The following is a 15,674-nucleotide window of genomic DNA, read 5'->3' as shown; positions in this document are numbered from 1 at the left end:
GGTTCCATCCACTTACATTTCATCAATAACAATAACGTGGTTTTTTTCGTATTTTTTAACGACTAAACCATAATTTTCGGAGAAAAAGAGTTCACCCAACGATTGTAAAATATCGTCGTCACTTTTCCCACTAAACGTAATAGTATTATAAATCAGATAATCTTTTTTACTATTCCAAAACAATTTGTAATGTTTACTTTCCGCCCACTGCTTTAATGCCTGGCTTAATAATATATTTTCCGGCAGCACCAGCGAATCTACACGGGATGTCGAGGGTACTGCTGTCGCACCCGGCGCTATTGAAGCATACGCCGGCGAAACAACATTTTCTTCCGAGAAAGGATTGCGTGGTGTCGTTGTGCCCGAAGATGCCGTAGTATTCGCCGCCAATGCCACCTCCGGAGAGGTGTTCAAAGATGCATAGGTATTACTCATGCAGGACAGTAATATGCCTGCCATAGTCCATTTGTTAAGTTTACTTAGATTCATATTATTTATATTCCATTATCATAATATTTATTGATACTGCTGTGTGTCTAATATATCAGCAGGTGTACCATCTTGCGGTATGGTGCTACACCATGTATGAAAAACATAGGAAACCGTTCCAGGGTTAAATACGTTATACCCTTCACCTGTCGCTTCATCATACATACCCATTATTGCGGAGACTACCCATACATATTTTGTTTTATCATAAAGGTGATGCCCCCCCATATTCACGTTGGGACCTCCATAGCCTGTATTCTGCTCAGCTATTTCAACCTGAACAGCAAGACCTGCTAAAGATCCAACCGTTTCTTCTTCGGTCAATGCATTCCTGGTTTTATCTGAATATCGAAATGATAGATTAGCCTGGCTGCCTGGGCGGTATGCTGCCACCGATGAAATAGATGCTGTCATCCGAGGATACAGACGCCTTTTATATTTATACTTCCTGACATTGCCTTCTTCATCTAAAAGTGGTTTTCCACGGCTATCACGAAGTGTAATGTCCTGCTCAATTTGAGGACAGGTTTGTACAGCATAACGGTAGCCGCCACCATTAGCATCATAATATGGCTGACCTGAACCACTTAATTCGTTCACAGAATTAGTGTCAGAATTATTTGCATCATCTGAATATGGAGTGATTTTGATATCATCACCATTATCGCCGTCTTTCCAAACCTGACCATCATTTGTCCTATGGTCGAGATTTAAACCCGTATTGTCATTAGCAATGGCGCCCTTTTCACTATAAAACGTCACTGAGGGGGTAACCAGTTCATAGGCATCAAATGTTGCATCAGGATAATCCGGGCCATCTAACTCAAACCCGCCGTCTCCACCGCTACTTGGATTATACACTGTGTTCGAATCATTCCCGGTAAGCTCTACCGCATAAAGATTGCCATCAGCATCCTTACGATGAATAGGTAATGGGTTACCTTCACTATCAAATATCAAATACCCACCTGAACGCTGGAATAGATTCACGCGTGTCGCAGTATTTTCCATTACAACGTTTGCTTTTAGTGTTCCCGTCATCACTTTTTCACCACGCGTATTATTCGGATCCGTCATGGTCAGGGCAAGCACGGTGTCTTCACCACGATCGCCAGTTCCCACATTATCGTCGTAGCAAAGCTTCACGCCGCTATCGCCGCGGGTCCAACAGACCTTACCGCCCGCATTGCTGCTGTTGCCCGAATTATCATTAGTATCAATAGTAAAACGCACACCAAACTCATCTTTCTTATACTGGTCCAGTGCATCCAGGTTGCTGGCCATGCTGCTCAACTCAATCGGCGTTTTTTTATCTTTCTTATTCAGAACCAGCTGCCAGTTCGATGAACTATTAGTGCGATGCACAATCATTGAATGCGATACTGTAAAACCGGCTTTTGAGAACGCTTCAGTAAAATGGGGCGCGAAATCGGCAAAATGATAATCGCTGTTTTGTTCTTCTTTTTCGAACCGGACGATCGTATCAATGCGATTGATATCATATTGACGATCAGAATCTTTACCACCGCCGGCAAAGCCGACGCGATCGATTACTGCAGTGGAGTTGGTTGCCACATTGCGCATAAAGCATGGCAGATACTCTTTTTCAAAAGCAAACTCTGATTTCAGCGATGATTTACAATTGCTGCTTAAGAACAGATAGCGCTGTTGTTTGGTTTTATTATTGTCATCACCCCACAGATAATAGTTATCTTTGCTGCCCGTGTCGGTGGTATCAATTTCATTCGTGATGCGCGTATGATAAACCTCATACTCACTCTTTTCATCGCTATAGAGTGGGCTGTCTGTTTCATTTTCCTTGCCAACCAGCGCAATGGTGTCATCATCAATAAATTCCAGCACTCCCTTCATTTCCTGGGCAAGGGCATCGGCGACATTCTGCTGAGCAATATTCTCGGCTTTTTTACGCGCATAATGCGTGTACATCACCATAACGCCGCCAGCAATAGCCAGCACGATAATGATTTCCAGCAAACTGAAGCCTGAATCCTTTCTGATGCGCATCGTTCAAGTCCTGTTTAGGCAATTAACAAAGCCCCCAACAGCAGGGGGCTCACTAAATAACAAGTATTAAGTACTTAATTATTTGCTTCCGAAGATCACGCCGTTAGCAGCACCTGGGCCATCACAGATTCCGGTTTTAGTGATATCGGCAGCAGCGATTTCGCCAGAAGTCAGAGTCTTCAGAATTGCGCCAGATTTAGCAACGCTCAGATTACGACCGTCAACGCTCGCAACGGTAGCACCCGCATTAGCACCGGTCTTCAGCGCTTCAACGTAATCCCACTGGTTACCCATTTCAGAGATCAGGTTACGACATTCTTCTGTTTCCAGGCCGTTTACAACCAGCACGAATGCTTTGTTCTGAGAGCTGGTATCATCCAGTTTTGCACTGGTGATCTGGAATGCATCGTTGGAAATGCCGTTGAAGGATTCGTCAGGAGAAATTTTACCCAGTTTAACCAGGGTAACAATTGGCGTATCCAGGGAGGAAGTAGAAATATTAGATTTGGTCAGACCAACAATACCGCCTGCATCAGCAGGATAGCTGCCTTCATCTTTAAACGCTTCAGTCATAGAAGTACGAATGCTGTTTGCGTTGTTCTGAATATCAGACAGATCCTGTGCGGTAAATGCACGCTGCGCCAGAATAACAACGCCTGCTGCGATAACACCGATAATGCCCAGTACAATGATGATTTCCAGCAGGGTTACACCGCGCTGTTTACGCATCTCCTGTAATTTCGCAGCCTTGCGATTCAATTTCCCTTTCAGATTCCAAACCATGGTATTCATTCTATTTCCCTTTAAAAAATATTTAAATTCCCAAGACCGTTCCTGAGAACGTAGCGCATTATAGGAATGCACATCACGTTTTTATAGCCCCATACAATCACTATAGGAATATATTTAGAGTCAGAAACATAATGCAGATAAATTTCATTTGCACATTATAGTCAAACGAAATCTTCTTAATTCCGCTTTAAGAGAATTTAAAATTGATATAATGGAAAAAACAGAAAATGGGTATAAATTTGAAACACATATTATTAAATGTGTATCTTATTATTAATAGTTACACTTTTTCATAAAGCTTTCAATATTAATATACTAAGAGTTGAACCGACTTCTCATAAACATGTCCATTCACCATATAAATAAAAAGGGCGATGTTCATCGCCCTGAAACATAAAAGAGAGTGGTTTACTTATGCCATTTTCACGGCATCCGCAATGCGGTGCGCAAATTCCGTTACCTGCGCTTCGTCTTCCCCTTCCACCATCACGCGGATTAACGGCTCGGTACCCGACTTACGCAGCAGGACACGGCCACGGCTGCCCAGAGCCGCCTCAACGTCAGCCATCACCGCTTTCACGTTGTCATTTTCAAGCGGATCGCCTTTACCCGCTGTGAAACGCACGTTTACCAGGATCTGCGGGAACATTTTCATGCCGCTGCACAGGTCCTGCAGGCTCATATGGTTGCGCGCCATCGCGGCAACCACCTGAAGCGCGGCAACAATGCCGTCGCCGGTGGTGGTTTTGTCGAGCAGGATCACATGACCGGAGTTTTCCGCACCGATGCGCCAGCCCTTCTCCTGCAATTTTTCCAGCACGTAGCGGTCGCCCACTTTCGCGCGGACAAACGGAATTCCCAGCTGTTTCAACGCCAGCTCCAGACCCATGTTGCTCATCAGGGTACCGACAGCACCGCCACGCAGCTGCCCCTGACGCAGCCCTTCACGGGCAATGATGTACAGGATCTGGTCGCCGTCAACTTTGTTACCTTCGTGGTCAACCATGATCACGCGGTCGCCGTCGCCGTCCAGCGCAATACCCAGATCGGCTTTTTCTTCCAGCACGCGCGCCTGCAGAGCACGCACGTCCGTCGCCCCGACCTGCTCATTAATGTTCAGGCCATCCGGCTCGCAGCCGATAGCGATCACTTTCGCCCCCAGCTCGCGGAAAACATTCGGCGCAATGTGATAAGTCGCACCGTTCGCACAGTCCACCACAATTTTAAGATGCGCCAGGCTCAGCTCGTTCGGGAAGGTGCCTTTGCAGAATTCGATATAACGACCCGCTGCATCGACGATACGGTTCGCTTTACCCAGCTCTGCAGAATCAACACAGGTGATCTCTTTTTCCATTTCGGCTTCAATGGCCTCTTCCACTTCGTCCGGCAGCTTAGTGCCGTCGATGGAGAAGAACTTGATACCGTTGTCATAGAACGGGTTATGTGAAGCAGAAATCACGATTCCGGCCTCAGCCCGGAAAGTGCGGGTCAGGTAAGCGACCGCAGGCGTTGGCATTGGGCCAGTAAAGGAAGCAGAAAGCCCCGCCGCCGCCAGACCGGCTTCCAGCGCAGATTCGAGCATATAGCCCGAAATACGGGTATCTTTACCAATGATGATCTTACGTGAGCCATGACGCGCCAGAACCTTACCCGCAGCCCAACCCAGCTTCAGAACAAAATCAGGGGTGATGGGGGCATCGCCAACACGCCCACGGATGCCATCGGTACCAAAATATTTACGATTACTCATAGCGTTTGTTTTCCTTCGCTGCCAGTGTGGCTTCCACCACACGCATGGCTTCTACTGTTTCTTTGACGTCATGGACACGAATGATATGCGCGCCTTGCATAGCGGCAATCACCGCGCAGGCAAGACTGCCGCTCAGGCGCTCGCTCGGCCCAACATTCAGCAACTGCCCAATCATCGATTTCCTCGACATCCCCACCAGCAGGGGCAGGCCGAAATGATGAAATTCCGATAAGCGCGCAAGCAACGCGTAATTGTGAGAGAGATTTTTACCGAAACCGAACCCCGGGTCGAGTAGCAATTTCTCTTTTGGGATGCCTGCACGTTCACAACGTTCAATATGCTCAATAAAGAAGCGATTTACATCGTCGTAAACATCGTCATACTTCGGCGCTTCCTGCATCGTTTTCGGCTGCCCTTGCATGTGCATCAGGCATACCGGAAGACCCGTCTCTGCGGCTGCTTCAATCGCTCCCGGCTCGGTCAGAGAGCGGATATCATTGATGATGTGAGCGCCCACTCTCGCCACTTCACGAATCACTTCTGGTTTGGACGTATCGACGGAGATCCACACCTCGAAACGTTGCGCGATTGCCTCAACCACCGGCACCACGCGCGCCAGCTCTTCTTCCACAGAAACGTCCGCCGCGCCGGGACGCGTCGATTCGCCGCCAACGTCAATGATGGTGGCGCCTGCATTGATCATTAAATTTGCGTGCTTAACCGCGTCAATAAGCGTGTTATGCGTGCCGCCGTCAGAGAAGGAGTCAGGGGTAACATTCAGGATCCCCATCACATGTGGATGTGAAAGATCGAGATGCGAGTCCTGGGCGAATAATTTCATGGCGAAATCCCTGGTATAGATGGTTGAACAGAAATGAAAAACCCCGGAGCAAGCTCCAGGGTTTGAGGTACAGACAAACGCTTCAACAGCAGTGACTTACTTGTCGCCCAACTGCTCTGACATGGTGTTGCCCGGGTTTGGCGTACGCGGTTCATCGACCGGACGCGGCGCACGCGGGGTGCCATTGTTGTCAGAATTGTTAGACGCACCTGGGTCTTCCCAGCCTGCTGGCGGACGCACTTCGCGGCGAGCCATCAGGTCGTCAATCTGCGGTGCATCGATGGTCTCATATTTCATGAGCGCATCTTTCATCGAATGCAGGATGTCCATATTGTCATTCAGGATCTGACGTGCGCGACCGTAGTTACGTTCAATCAGCGCTTTCACTTCCTGGTCGATGATACGTGCCGTTTCATCGGACATATGTTTTGCTTTCGCCACGGAACGTCCCAGGAATACTTCACCCTCTTCCTCTGCATACAGCAGCGGACCGAGTTTGTCGGAGAAGCCCCACTGAGTCACCATGTTACGCGCCAGGTTTGTCGCCACTTTAATGTCGTTCGACGCACCGGTAGAAACATGTTCAGGACCGTAGATGATCTCTTCCGCCAGACGACCGCCGTACAGGGTCGAAATCTGGCTTTCCAGCTTCTGACGGCTGGCGCTGATCGCGTCGCCTTCAGGCAGGAAGAAGGTCACACCCAGCGCACGACCGCGCGGAATAATGGTCACTTTGTGCACCGGATCGTGTTCCGGCACCAGGCGACCAATAATTGCGTGGCCTGCTTCGTGATAGGCCGTGGACTCTTTCTGCGCTTCCGTCATCACCATGGAGCGACGTTCCGCACCCATCATGATTTTGTCTTTCGCTTTCTCGAACTCCACCATGGACACGACGCGTTTGTTGCCGCGAGCAGCGAACAGCGCAGCTTCGTTGACCAGGTTAGCCAGATCCGCACCAGAGAAGCCTGGGGTACCGCGCGCGATGATTGCCGCGTCGATATCTGGCGCCAGCGGTACGCGACGCATATGGACTTTCAGAATCTGTTCACGACCGCGAACATCCGGCAGACCGACCACAACCTGACGGTCGAAACGGCCTGGACGCAGCAGCGCAGGGTCAAGTACGTCCGGGCGGTTAGTTGCCGCGATAACGATGATACCTTCGTTACCTTCGAAGCCGTCCATCTCAACCAGCATCTGGTTCAGCGTCTGCTCACGTTCATCGTGACCACCGCCCAGGCCTGCGCCACGCTGGCGGCCCACGGCGTCGATTTCATCGATGAAGATGATGCACGGTGCTGCCTTCTTGGCCTGCTCGAACATGTCACGCACACGAGATGCACCGACACCCACGAACATTTCGACGAAGTCAGAACCTGAAATAGTAAAGAACGGCACCTTCGCTTCACCTGCAATCGCTTTCGCCAGCAGGGTTTTACCGGTACCCGGAGGGCCGACCATCAGGACGCCTTTCGGGATCTTACCGCCCAGTTTCTGGAAACGGCTCGGCTCACGCAGGTATTCAACCAGTTCACCCACTTCTTCTTTTGCTTCGTCACAACCGGCGACGTCAGCAAACGTGGTCTTGATCTGGTCTTCCGTCAGCATACGCGCCTTGCTCTTACCAAACGACATGGCACCTTTGCCACCGCCGCCCTGCATCTGGCGCATAAAGAAGATCCAGACGCCGATAAGAAGCAGCATCGGGAACCAGGAAATGAAGATAGAAGCCAGCAGGCTTGGTTCTTCTGGCGGCTCGCCTACCACTTTGACGTTTTTGGTCAGAAGGTTATCAAGCAGCTTAGGATCGTTCACCGGGATGTAAGTCGTGTAACGGTTACTATCTTTCTTGGTAACGTTGATCTCACGTCCGTTGATACGCGCTTCGCGAACCTGGTCCTGATTGACCTCCTGCAGGAAGGTAGAATAATCCACCTTGCGGCCATTCGACTCGCTGGGCCCAAAGCTCTGGAATACTGACATCAGCACAACGGCAATGACCAGCCAGAGTATTAGGTTTTTCGCCATGTCACTCAAGGGATTAACCTCATATTACAACTGTGTTAAAAACAGCGTCAGGATACTCTATATCCAGTTTCATTCAAACTTTCGCCTGAAATCTACCGGTTATCATTTTCGCCCGGTCGCTACAATATACACTTCTCGGGAACGGGCCCGGGAAGAGTCCGGCTTACGAACTTTGACCTTCGCAAACAGGGAGCGAATTTCCTTAAGATACTCCTCGAAACCTTCGCCCTGAAACACCTTCACAACAAAACTACCACCAGGCGCTAGTACATCACGACACATTTCTAACGCTAGCTCCACCAGATACATGGCGCGGGGGATATCCACCGCCGGTGTTCCGCACATATTTGGTGCCATATCCGACATGACAACCTGGACCTTACTGTCACCTACACGATCAAGTAACGCTTTCAGCACTAATTCATCACGAAAGTCGCCCTGAAGGAAGTCGACACCGACGATGGGATCCATTGGTAAAAGATCGCACGCGATGATTCGGCCCGTTCCGCCGATCTGCGTTACCGCATACTGGGACCATCCGCCAGGTGCCGCACCGAGGTCGACAACCGTCATCCCCGGCTTAAAAAGTTTGTCACTTTGCTGTATTTCATCAAGTTTAAACCAGGCACGGGAACGCAACCCCTTTTTCTGTGCCTGTTGAACATATTTATCGCTAAAGTGTTCCTGAAGCCAGCGGCTGGAGCTGGCAGAACGCTTTTTACCTGTCATTTAACATTTCCGTCCTGGTTCATCGTTGCTTGCCTGTGACGTAAATTTCTACGCAGCTATTTGGCGATATAAGGGAGATGGCGGTAGAATGAACCGTTTTCAATCCCAACGTAAGCAAAAATATACGATGAATCTGAGTACTAAACAAAAACAGCACCTTAAAGGTCTGGCACATCCGCTCAAGCCGGTAGTAATGCTTGGCAACAATGGTTTGACCGAAGGGGTGCTTGCCGAGATTGAACAAGCGCTGGAACACCACGAGCTGATCAAGGTGAAAATCGCCTCTGAAGACAGAGACACTAAAAACCTGATCGTGGAAGCCATCGTGCGCGAAACCGGCGCCTGTAATGTACAGGTCATCGGTAAAACGCTGGTGCTCTATCGCCCATCTAAAGAGCGTAAAATCTCGCTGCCACGCTAAGGATATCCTGAATCAATCACATTTTCTGTGTGAAACGAGGGATTTCTTTCAGCAGGCGAGCAAAATGCCATGCTCCTTGAGTTGATAAAAGGCCGCTATGCGGCCTTTTTCTTTTCTTTACAATGTATCAACATCTTAGTAGAGAAGCGAATTACAGGTATTCAACCTTAATAATTTCGTATTCCACTTCGCCACCTGGCGTGCGGATGGTGACAACATCGTCCTGCTCTTTGCCAATCAGGCCACGAGCAATCGGGGAGTTCACTGAAATCAGGTTCTGCTTAAAGTCAGCCTCATCGTCACCCACGATGCGATAGGTCTGCTCTTCGTCGTTGTCCAGGTTCAGAACGCTGACGGTAGAACCAAAGATCACGCGGCCATTGTTAGGCATTTTGGTGATATCGATAACCTGCGCGTTAGACAGTTTCGCTTCGATATCTTTGATGCGTCCCTCACAGAACCCCTGCTGTTCACGCGCGGCGTGGTATTCAGCATTCTCTTTCAGGTCGCCATGCTCACGCGCATCCGCGATAGCGGCGATGATTTCAGGGCGACGCACGGATTTCAGGAAATCCAGTTCTTCGCGCAGTTTTTCGGCACCACGTAAGGTCATCGGAATAGCTTGCATTTGTTATACCTCTTAAACATTCCTGTTGGGAGCAGTGTTCCCTGCTCCTGCCCCCCTAAAGCGGGCAAGAAGCAAAAAGAAAACCGACCCGGGAGCAACGTCCCAGGTCAGCAGCAATTTTTCAATTTGATACGCATTTTACCGCGAAGTTCACTATGGGTCATCGTTTACTTTGCAGTGCTATGCACCGTAGTATGACGGTTTGTTTTCGGGTTGTTAGCGCGAGATTATGCGATTTTCCAGTTTTATCATCGGATTGACTACCAGTATAACGTTCACCGCCAAGGCCGCGAATGTTGATGAGTACATTAATCAGCTCCCCGCAGGCGCGAACCTCGCCCTGATGGTGCAGAAGGTTGGCGCACAAGCTCCCGACATTGACTATCACAGTCAACAGATGGCGCTGCCTGCCAGTACCCAGAAGGTGATCACTGCCCTCGCCGCCCTGCTCCAGCTCGGGCCTGACTTCCGTTTTACCACCACGCTTGAAACCAAAGGTAACGTCGATAATGGCGAACTGAAAGGCGATCTTATCGCCCGTTTCGGCGGCGATCCCACCTTTAAGCGTCAGGATATCCGCAACATGGTGGCGGCGCTGAAAAAATCCGGCGTGACAAAAATCGATGGCAACGTGCTGATCGATACCTCCATTTTTGCCAGCCATGATAAAGCCCCTGGCTGGCCATGGAACGACATGACGCAGTGCTTTAGCGCGCCGCCAGCGGCCGCGATTGTTGACCGTAACTGCTTCTCCGTGTCGCTCTATAGCGCGCCAAAACCGGATGATTTAGCGTTTATCCGCGTAGCGTCCTACTATCCTGTCACCATGTTTAGTCAGGTGCGTACGCTGGCGAAAGGGTCTCCGGACGCGCAGTATTGCGAGCTGGACGTGGTGCCGGGCGATCTTAACCGTTATACCCTCACCGGCTGCCTGACGCAGCGCGCCGATCCGCTGCCGCTGGCCTTTGCTATCCAGGACGGTGCGGGGTATGCCGGTGCGATTCTCAAGGATGAACTGAAGCAGGCGGGAATAACCTACACCGGCACGCTGCTTCGTCAGACGCAGGTCAACCAGCCCGGTACGGTCATTGCCAGCAAACAGTCGCCACCGCTGCACGATTTGCTGCGAATTATGCTGAAAAAGTCGGATAACATGATTGCCGACACGGTATTCCGCATGATCGGGCACGCGCGCTTTGGTGTGCCGGGCACCTGGCGCGCGGGCTCAGACGCTGTTCGTCAGATCCTGCGTCAGCAGGCGGGAATCGATCTGGGTAACACTATCGCCGTCGATGGCTCGGGATTATCGCGTCATAACTTGATCGCCCCGGCCACGATGATGCAGGTGCTTCAGTACATTGCACAACATGACACTGAGCTAAACTTTATTTCTATGCTGCCGCTTGCCGGGCATGACGGTTCGCTGCAGTACCGCGCCGGGCTTCACGCGGCGGGTGTCGACGGCAAAGTATCCGCTAAGACAGGTTCACTGCAAGGCGTTTACAACCTGGCTGGCTTCATCACGACCGCCAGCGGACAGCGCATGGCGTTCGTACAGTATCTGTCCGGCTATGCCGTCGAACCGACCGACCAGCGCAATCGCCGTATACCACTTGTTCGCTTCGAAAGCAGACTTTATAAAGATATTTATCAGAACAATTGATGTTCGTGATGGCCTGCAGTAGATCGCAGGCCATCCCTCACCGTTACTTCTTATCAGTAGTCTGAATGACTGGCACAATTTTCACTTCAATCAGCCCGATACCTATCTTTCTCACTGGCGAAGTAAACATTTGTCCTAATATGCTTCCCTCTCGGCTAAGAGTGGGTTCAGGCGGGGTAATAGTCAGCAAACGCGAATAGAGATCCCCTTTATAGTGAAGGGTAACCCTGGTTGCCTTCTCACCAAAACGCATATATTGCGTCTGTTCACCAATTGTTATGGCAACGGGGGCATTAATATTCTTGCCATAGGCTTTCGCTTCAATCTCAACATTAAATTCGCGTGGGAACGGTGACGTATAGAGCAGCATGACTGAAGGAGAAGTCAACGCGTCTGACCATCGTCCCCAGGATTCCTGGCGACCGATACCCATCATATTTTCGATAAACATAGGTCTTCCGTCTAAGGAAAATTTGAATGTATTCGAGACATAACGAATATCGTCAGGAGCCTGTTTCAGTAACCCTTGCTCACGTTGATAGGTCACAGTGTCTGTTGGGCTATCATCAATGCTTACCTTGCCTTCATATACACCACTGTCTACTTTATCGACCGTAATCTTTCCTCCGGCCTTACCCTGTGTGACGCACCAGTCTTCAGAATGCATAAGCTCATTCCGCCAGATAGTCGCAGGTCGAAAACATTTATCGACCCAGATAAATTTTTCGCCTTCGGCTAAAAAAGCGAGAGATTGTCTTAAAGAGGTATTTTTGCTGCCGTCATCAATAACAGGTAGAACTGTATTGGGTTTAATGTCCAGCACAATTGGCAAGCTAAAGGTGTGGCCGCTAAAAGAAATTTCGTTTTTACGCGTATTGATGGTGAAACGTTCAATATGGTCCGGCGTTCCCCATAATGCACGGATGCTGTCACCCCATGCGTAAACCTTATTTTTGAAATCAGGCACACTCTCCGCGAGCGTTTTTTCACTGACAGAACTCCGTCCCAGTCCTATTTTTTTCGCGCCACCCAGCAGATCCAGCACGGTTGCCCCATTATCAAGCGTACTCCTTGGCTGCGATTTCAGGCCTGGCTTCACCTGTGGCCCGAGAATAAAAAACAGATCGCGGCGCTCCATCTTGTTGAGATAATCAACTGAAACCGCCGTGCTGGGCATTGCCAGATGATCTGACGAAAGCACAACCAGTGTATTCTCGGCCCAGGGGGAAGACTGAATTCTCTGAACAAACCGCGCGATGTCTTCCTGACTGCAAAGCACTGAGCTCAATGCTTCGACAGAACGGCCATCAATCGTGTAATTGTTCTGACGACATGCGGGAGAGATATATCCTCTCGGTGGATGTGTATCGACTGTCAGCGTAAACAGCGCGAAACGCTGACCGGAGGCGGAAAGTTCGCTAAATTTTTCCCAGGCTTTGTCCAGCACCACGTTATCATAGAGTCCCCAGTTATTCTGCACGTCAAAATTATCCTGCAGACCTGATTCGGTTAACCCCCACGTATGCTTTATGCCATGCGCCCTGAAAAAAGCATCCTTGTCAGCAAAATGCAGGTTTGCGCCTTGATAAAAGTAGGTTTCGTAGCCGGATGCACTGAGTATATCTCCCAGACAATGGCTCTCGGGATAAAACGTTCCTACCGTGTTTTCTCCATTAAATGCGGTTGGTTTGAATAATGGTATTCCACATTGGGAAGCAACGATACCCGCGATAGTGAAATCAGTGGCTGGCATTTGTAGCGTATTAGAAAAATCAAGGCTTTTTTCACGAAACTTATTTAAATCTGGTAACAAATCAGGAAAAACTTTGCTATCAAAATAGGTACGCTCAAGACTTTCCCCATAAATATATACCAAATTGTATTTTGGTTTTTCAATTGTGCTGGGTTCATTTATGAAGTATTCATTAAAATCGGAGCCATCAACTTTATTTGAAAGTGCCATCGTACCGCTCAGTTGCGAAAAGGCGGGTGAAATAACCAGCGCCAGCACGCTGCAGCAGAGGGAAAAAAATGCAAAAATCCAGCTTTGATGTTTACGCGACTCCCCTCTGAATAAAGCCATATGAATAATGACAATTACCGCTACACAGAATAAAATAGCTAATACTGATGGCCAAATGTAATCATTTATTTCTCCCCCCTCCATTGTCGTAGTCAATGTGTAAAGAACTGACTCATTTACTCCATCTCCAGTGAAATACTGGCAGACCGTCCAGAAACCATCGAGTAAAACAGAGCCAACAATCACTACAAAAATGAGTACTGAAATGTAAGCGTTTTGTTGAGATTTATACCGATAAATAAATGTTGCAACAACAATAAAAATTATTGAAAGCATTAATAAATAAAGAGATTCCATTCTTTTACTCGTTTATCCTAGAACATTAATGACAACAACCGGGCCAGAAAAAGACTACTATTATATCGGTTGGCTTATAATCCCACTATCCAATTAAAGTTAATTAGGATTTTAATAAGATTAACGACACAAAACGCACGTGCACCTCTGCACTGCTTTCTGCCATAATCAGGATATCGCATGGATACAGGACCAAATAAACAGAGATGAAACTACTCATAGTTGAAGACGATCTGTTATTGCAGGAAGGGCTCGCACTCGGGCTCGCCAACGAAGGCTATGCCCTGGACTGTGCCGGAACCGCGGCAGAAGCAGATGCCCTGATCCAAAGCGGCGAATACAGCCTTGTGATCCTTGACCTGGGCCTGCCGGATAAAGACGGCGCCACGCTGCTCAGTCAATGGCGACGCCGCGGCATCGCCAACCCGGTATTGATCCTGACGGCACGTGACGCCATTGAAGATCGTATTACCGGCCTTGATGCCGGTGCAGATGATTATCTGGTGAAGCCCTTTGCGCTTGCGGAGCTGCAGGCTCGGGTGCGGGCGTTAATACGCCGCTATCTGGGGCACAGCGATAACTTATTGACTGACGGGGATATTACCCTGAATCTGCAAACCCAGCAGGTATTGCGCCAGTCCCAGCCTGTCGAAGTCACGCCAAAAGAGTTCGCCTTGCTTACGCGTCTGATCATGCGCAGCGGACAAACGGTGCACAGAGAAACGCTCCAGCAGGACATCTACTCCTGGCAGGACGATCCTGGCTCCAATACCCTGGAAGTCCATATTCACAACCTGCGCCGTAAGCTCGGCAAAGATCGGATTAAAACCGTCCGTGGCGTGGGCTACCGCCTGGAGAGCCAGAAATGAACAGCATGCGTCGGCGATTAATGGTTTTGCTGGCGGTCATTCTGTTATTTTTCCAGCTGATAAGCGTGATTTGGTTGTGGCATGAAAGCCGTGAACAGATTGGCTTTCTGGTGAATGAAACGCTGTCGGCAAAATCACGTAATAACCACGTCGAGAAAGAGATCCGCGAAGCGATTGCCTCGCTGCTGGTCCCTTCTCTGGTGATGGTCGGCTTTACGTTGTTTTTCTCATTCTGGGCAGTCACCTGGATAACCCGACCGCTGAATAAGCTGCGCGTCAGCCTGGCTAACCGTTCGGCGGATAACTTAACCCCGCTGCCTATGTATTCCGACATGGAAGAAATCGGCGCCGTTACCACCTCGCTCAACCAGCTGCTCGCCAGGCTGGATAATACCATTCAACAGGAGCGTCTCTTTACGGCGGACGCCGCCCACGAACTGCGAACACCGCTTGCCGGGATCAGGCTCCATCTGGAGCTGATGGCCCAGTCAGGCTCTCCTCAGGCCACGACGCTCATCAGCCGTATCGACCAGCTGATGCACACGGTTGAACAACTGCTTATGCTGGCCCGTGTCGGACAGGCAATGGCGAGCGGTCATTACGAAACCGTGAGCTGGACGGAAAATATCATTGAACCTCTCGGCCTGGGACAAGAAGCCAAAGAGCATAAGGTGATTTGGCCCGCTAAAAGCGCGCTCACGGTACAGGGAGACGCCGTGCTCCTGCGCCTGATGCTGCGCAACCTGCTTGAGAATGCCGGGCGTTACAGCCCATCTGGGACAACGATTACGGTGACATTAACCGAGGTCGAGGGTGGAACGCAGATCAGCGTTATCGATCAAGGTCCTGGTATTGATGAAGCGCACCGACAGTCAATTACCGAGCCATTCCGCCGTCTTGACCAGCGCTACGGCGGCAGCGGTCTGGGTTTGAGTATCGTACAGCGCATCGTGCAGTTGCACCACGGCAAGTTGACGCTGGAGAATGGTGCTGAAGGCGGCTTAATCGCCAGTTGCTGGTTGCCATCAACGCTGGAATAAAAAAAAGCCCCCATAA

Annotated in this window: 13 protein-coding genes; 4 read left to right on the top strand and 9 right to left on the bottom strand. The window is 49.7% G+C overall.

Going from position 1 to position 15,674, the window contains the following annotated elements:
* Positions 1-12 precede the first annotated feature (12 nt).
* The 7 genes from ACWKXT_RS22325 to rlmE all read right to left on the bottom strand — a co-directional run bounded on the left by ACWKXT_RS22325 (position 13) and on the right by rlmE (position 8,657).
* Complete coding sequence (locus tag ACWKXT_RS22325; protein ID WP_454542698.1) at positions 13-435, bottom strand: TcpQ domain-containing protein; 423 nt, start codon at positions 433-435, stop codon at positions 13-15.
* Positions 436-516: 81 nt separating this feature from the next.
* Positions 517-2,514: a type II secretion system protein gene (locus ACWKXT_RS22320; RefSeq protein ID WP_454533401.1), complete on the bottom strand. Its 1,998-nt coding sequence runs from the start codon at positions 2,512-2,514 to the stop codon at positions 517-519.
* Positions 2,515-2,592: 78 nt separating this feature from the next.
* Positions 2,593-3,306 carry a type IV pilus major pilin gene (locus ACWKXT_RS22315; protein ID WP_454527653.1) on the bottom strand — a complete coding sequence of 238 codons (714 nt, stop codon included), beginning with the start codon at positions 3,304-3,306 and terminating at the stop codon, positions 2,593-2,595.
* A 412-nt stretch (positions 3,307-3,718) separates the two neighbouring features.
* Positions 3,719-5,056, bottom strand: a complete 1,338-nt coding sequence (gene glmM, locus ACWKXT_RS22310) for a phosphoglucosamine mutase (RefSeq protein WP_454533400.1) — start codon at positions 5,054-5,056, stop codon at positions 3,719-3,721.
* Complete coding sequence (gene folP / locus ACWKXT_RS22305; RefSeq protein WP_454533399.1) at positions 5,049-5,897, bottom strand: dihydropteroate synthase; 849 nt, start codon at positions 5,895-5,897, stop codon at positions 5,049-5,051. Before folP ends, glmM begins: the two co-directional genes overlap by 8 nt.
* A 96-nt stretch (positions 5,898-5,993) precedes the next feature.
* A complete protein-coding gene (gene ftsH / locus ACWKXT_RS22300) occupies positions 5,994-7,928 on the bottom strand; it encodes an ATP-dependent zinc metalloprotease FtsH (RefSeq protein WP_013098921.1) in 1,935 nt (644 codons plus the stop codon).
* 102 nt (positions 7,929-8,030) lie between these two features.
* Positions 8,031-8,657 (bottom strand): 23S rRNA (uridine(2552)-2'-O)-methyltransferase RlmE, encoded by a 627-nt coding sequence (gene rlmE / locus ACWKXT_RS22295; protein WP_003861812.1) that lies wholly within the window; start codon positions 8,655-8,657, stop codon positions 8,031-8,033.
* A gap of 127 nt (positions 8,658-8,784) precedes the next feature.
* Here rlmE and yhbY point away from each other — a divergent pair, with 127 nt between their 5' ends.
* The gene (yhbY, locus tag ACWKXT_RS22290) at positions 8,785-9,078 is read left to right on the top strand and encodes a ribosome assembly RNA-binding protein YhbY (protein WP_003861814.1); all 294 of its coding nucleotides are present in this window, start codon (positions 8,785-8,787) and stop codon (positions 9,076-9,078) included.
* Positions 9,079-9,229: 151 nt separating this feature from the next.
* Here yhbY and greA read toward each other — a convergent pair whose 3' ends face one another.
* Complete coding sequence (gene greA / locus ACWKXT_RS22285) at positions 9,230-9,706, bottom strand: transcription elongation factor GreA (RefSeq protein WP_275048629.1); 477 nt, start codon at positions 9,704-9,706, stop codon at positions 9,230-9,232.
* A gap of 229 nt (positions 9,707-9,935) precedes the next feature.
* On the opposite strand from greA, the gene dacB reads away from it, so the two are divergent.
* Positions 9,936-11,369 (top strand): serine-type D-Ala-D-Ala carboxypeptidase, encoded by a 1,434-nt coding sequence (gene dacB / locus ACWKXT_RS22280; protein WP_454533398.1) that lies wholly within the window; start codon positions 9,936-9,938, stop codon positions 11,367-11,369.
* Positions 11,370-11,412: 43 nt separating this feature from the next.
* Here dacB and opgB read toward each other — a convergent pair whose 3' ends face one another.
* Positions 11,413-13,749 carry a phosphatidylglycerol--membrane-oligosaccharide glycerophosphotransferase gene (gene opgB, locus ACWKXT_RS22275; RefSeq protein WP_454533397.1) on the bottom strand — a complete coding sequence of 779 codons (2,337 nt, stop codon included), beginning with the start codon at positions 13,747-13,749 and terminating at the stop codon, positions 11,413-11,415.
* 206 nt (positions 13,750-13,955) lie between these two features.
* Here opgB and pmrA point away from each other — a divergent pair, with 206 nt between their 5' ends.
* Together pmrA and pmrB are read left to right on the top strand one after the other, a co-directional pair.
* A complete protein-coding gene (pmrA, locus tag ACWKXT_RS22270; RefSeq protein ID WP_080328315.1) occupies positions 13,956-14,618 on the top strand; it encodes a two-component system response regulator PmrA in 663 nt (220 codons plus the stop codon).
* Complete coding sequence (gene pmrB / locus ACWKXT_RS22265; protein WP_454533396.1) at positions 14,615-15,658, top strand: two-component system sensor histidine kinase PmrB; 1,044 nt, start codon at positions 14,615-14,617, stop codon at positions 15,656-15,658. Before pmrA ends, pmrB begins: the two co-directional genes overlap by 4 nt.
* Positions 15,659-15,674 lie beyond the last annotated feature (16 nt).

The organism is Enterobacter sp. UPMP701 (assembly GCF_053709515.1).
This window is presented reverse-complemented; position numbering and strand designations above follow the sequence as displayed.

What these genes read in the sequence shown, in the direction of transcription:
- folP (WP_454533399.1), bottom strand. Translation starts at nt 5,897, where the DNA reads ATGAAATTATTCGCCCAGGACTCGCATCTCGATCTTTCACATCCACAT.
- greA (WP_275048629.1), bottom strand. Translation starts at nt 9,706, where the DNA reads ATGCAAGCTATTCCGATGACCTTACGTGGTGCCGAAAAACTGCGCGAA.
- ftsH (WP_013098921.1), bottom strand. Translation starts at nt 7,928, where the DNA reads ATGGCGAAAAACCTAATACTCTGGCTGGTCATTGCCGTTGTGCTGATG.
- ACWKXT_RS22320 (WP_454533401.1), bottom strand. Translation starts at nt 2,514, where the DNA reads ATGCGCATCAGAAAGGATTCAGGCTTCAGTTTGCTGGAAATCATTATC.
- glmM (WP_454533400.1), bottom strand. Translation starts at nt 5,056, where the DNA reads ATGAGTAATCGTAAATATTTTGGTACCGATGGCATCCGTGGGCGTGTT.
- opgB (WP_454533397.1), bottom strand. Translation starts at nt 13,749, where the DNA reads ATGGAATCTCTTTATTTATTAATGCTTTCAATAATTTTTATTGTTGTT.
- pmrA (WP_080328315.1), top strand. Translation starts at nt 13,956, where the DNA reads ATGAAACTACTCATAGTTGAAGACGATCTGTTATTGCAGGAAGGGCTC.
- rlmE (WP_003861812.1), bottom strand. Translation starts at nt 8,657, where the DNA reads ATGACAGGTAAAAAGCGTTCTGCCAGCTCCAGCCGCTGGCTTCAGGAA.
- yhbY (WP_003861814.1), top strand. Translation starts at nt 8,785, where the DNA reads ATGAATCTGAGTACTAAACAAAAACAGCACCTTAAAGGTCTGGCACAT.
- dacB (WP_454533398.1), top strand. Translation starts at nt 9,936, where the DNA reads ATGCGATTTTCCAGTTTTATCATCGGATTGACTACCAGTATAACGTTC.
- ACWKXT_RS22325 (WP_454542698.1), bottom strand. Translation starts at nt 435, where the DNA reads ATGAGTAATACCTATGCATCTTTGAACACCTCTCCGGAGGTGGCATTG.
- pmrB (WP_454533396.1), top strand. Translation starts at nt 14,615, where the DNA reads ATGAACAGCATGCGTCGGCGATTAATGGTTTTGCTGGCGGTCATTCTG.
- ACWKXT_RS22315 (WP_454527653.1), bottom strand. Translation starts at nt 3,306, where the DNA reads ATGAATACCATGGTTTGGAATCTGAAAGGGAAATTGAATCGCAAGGCT.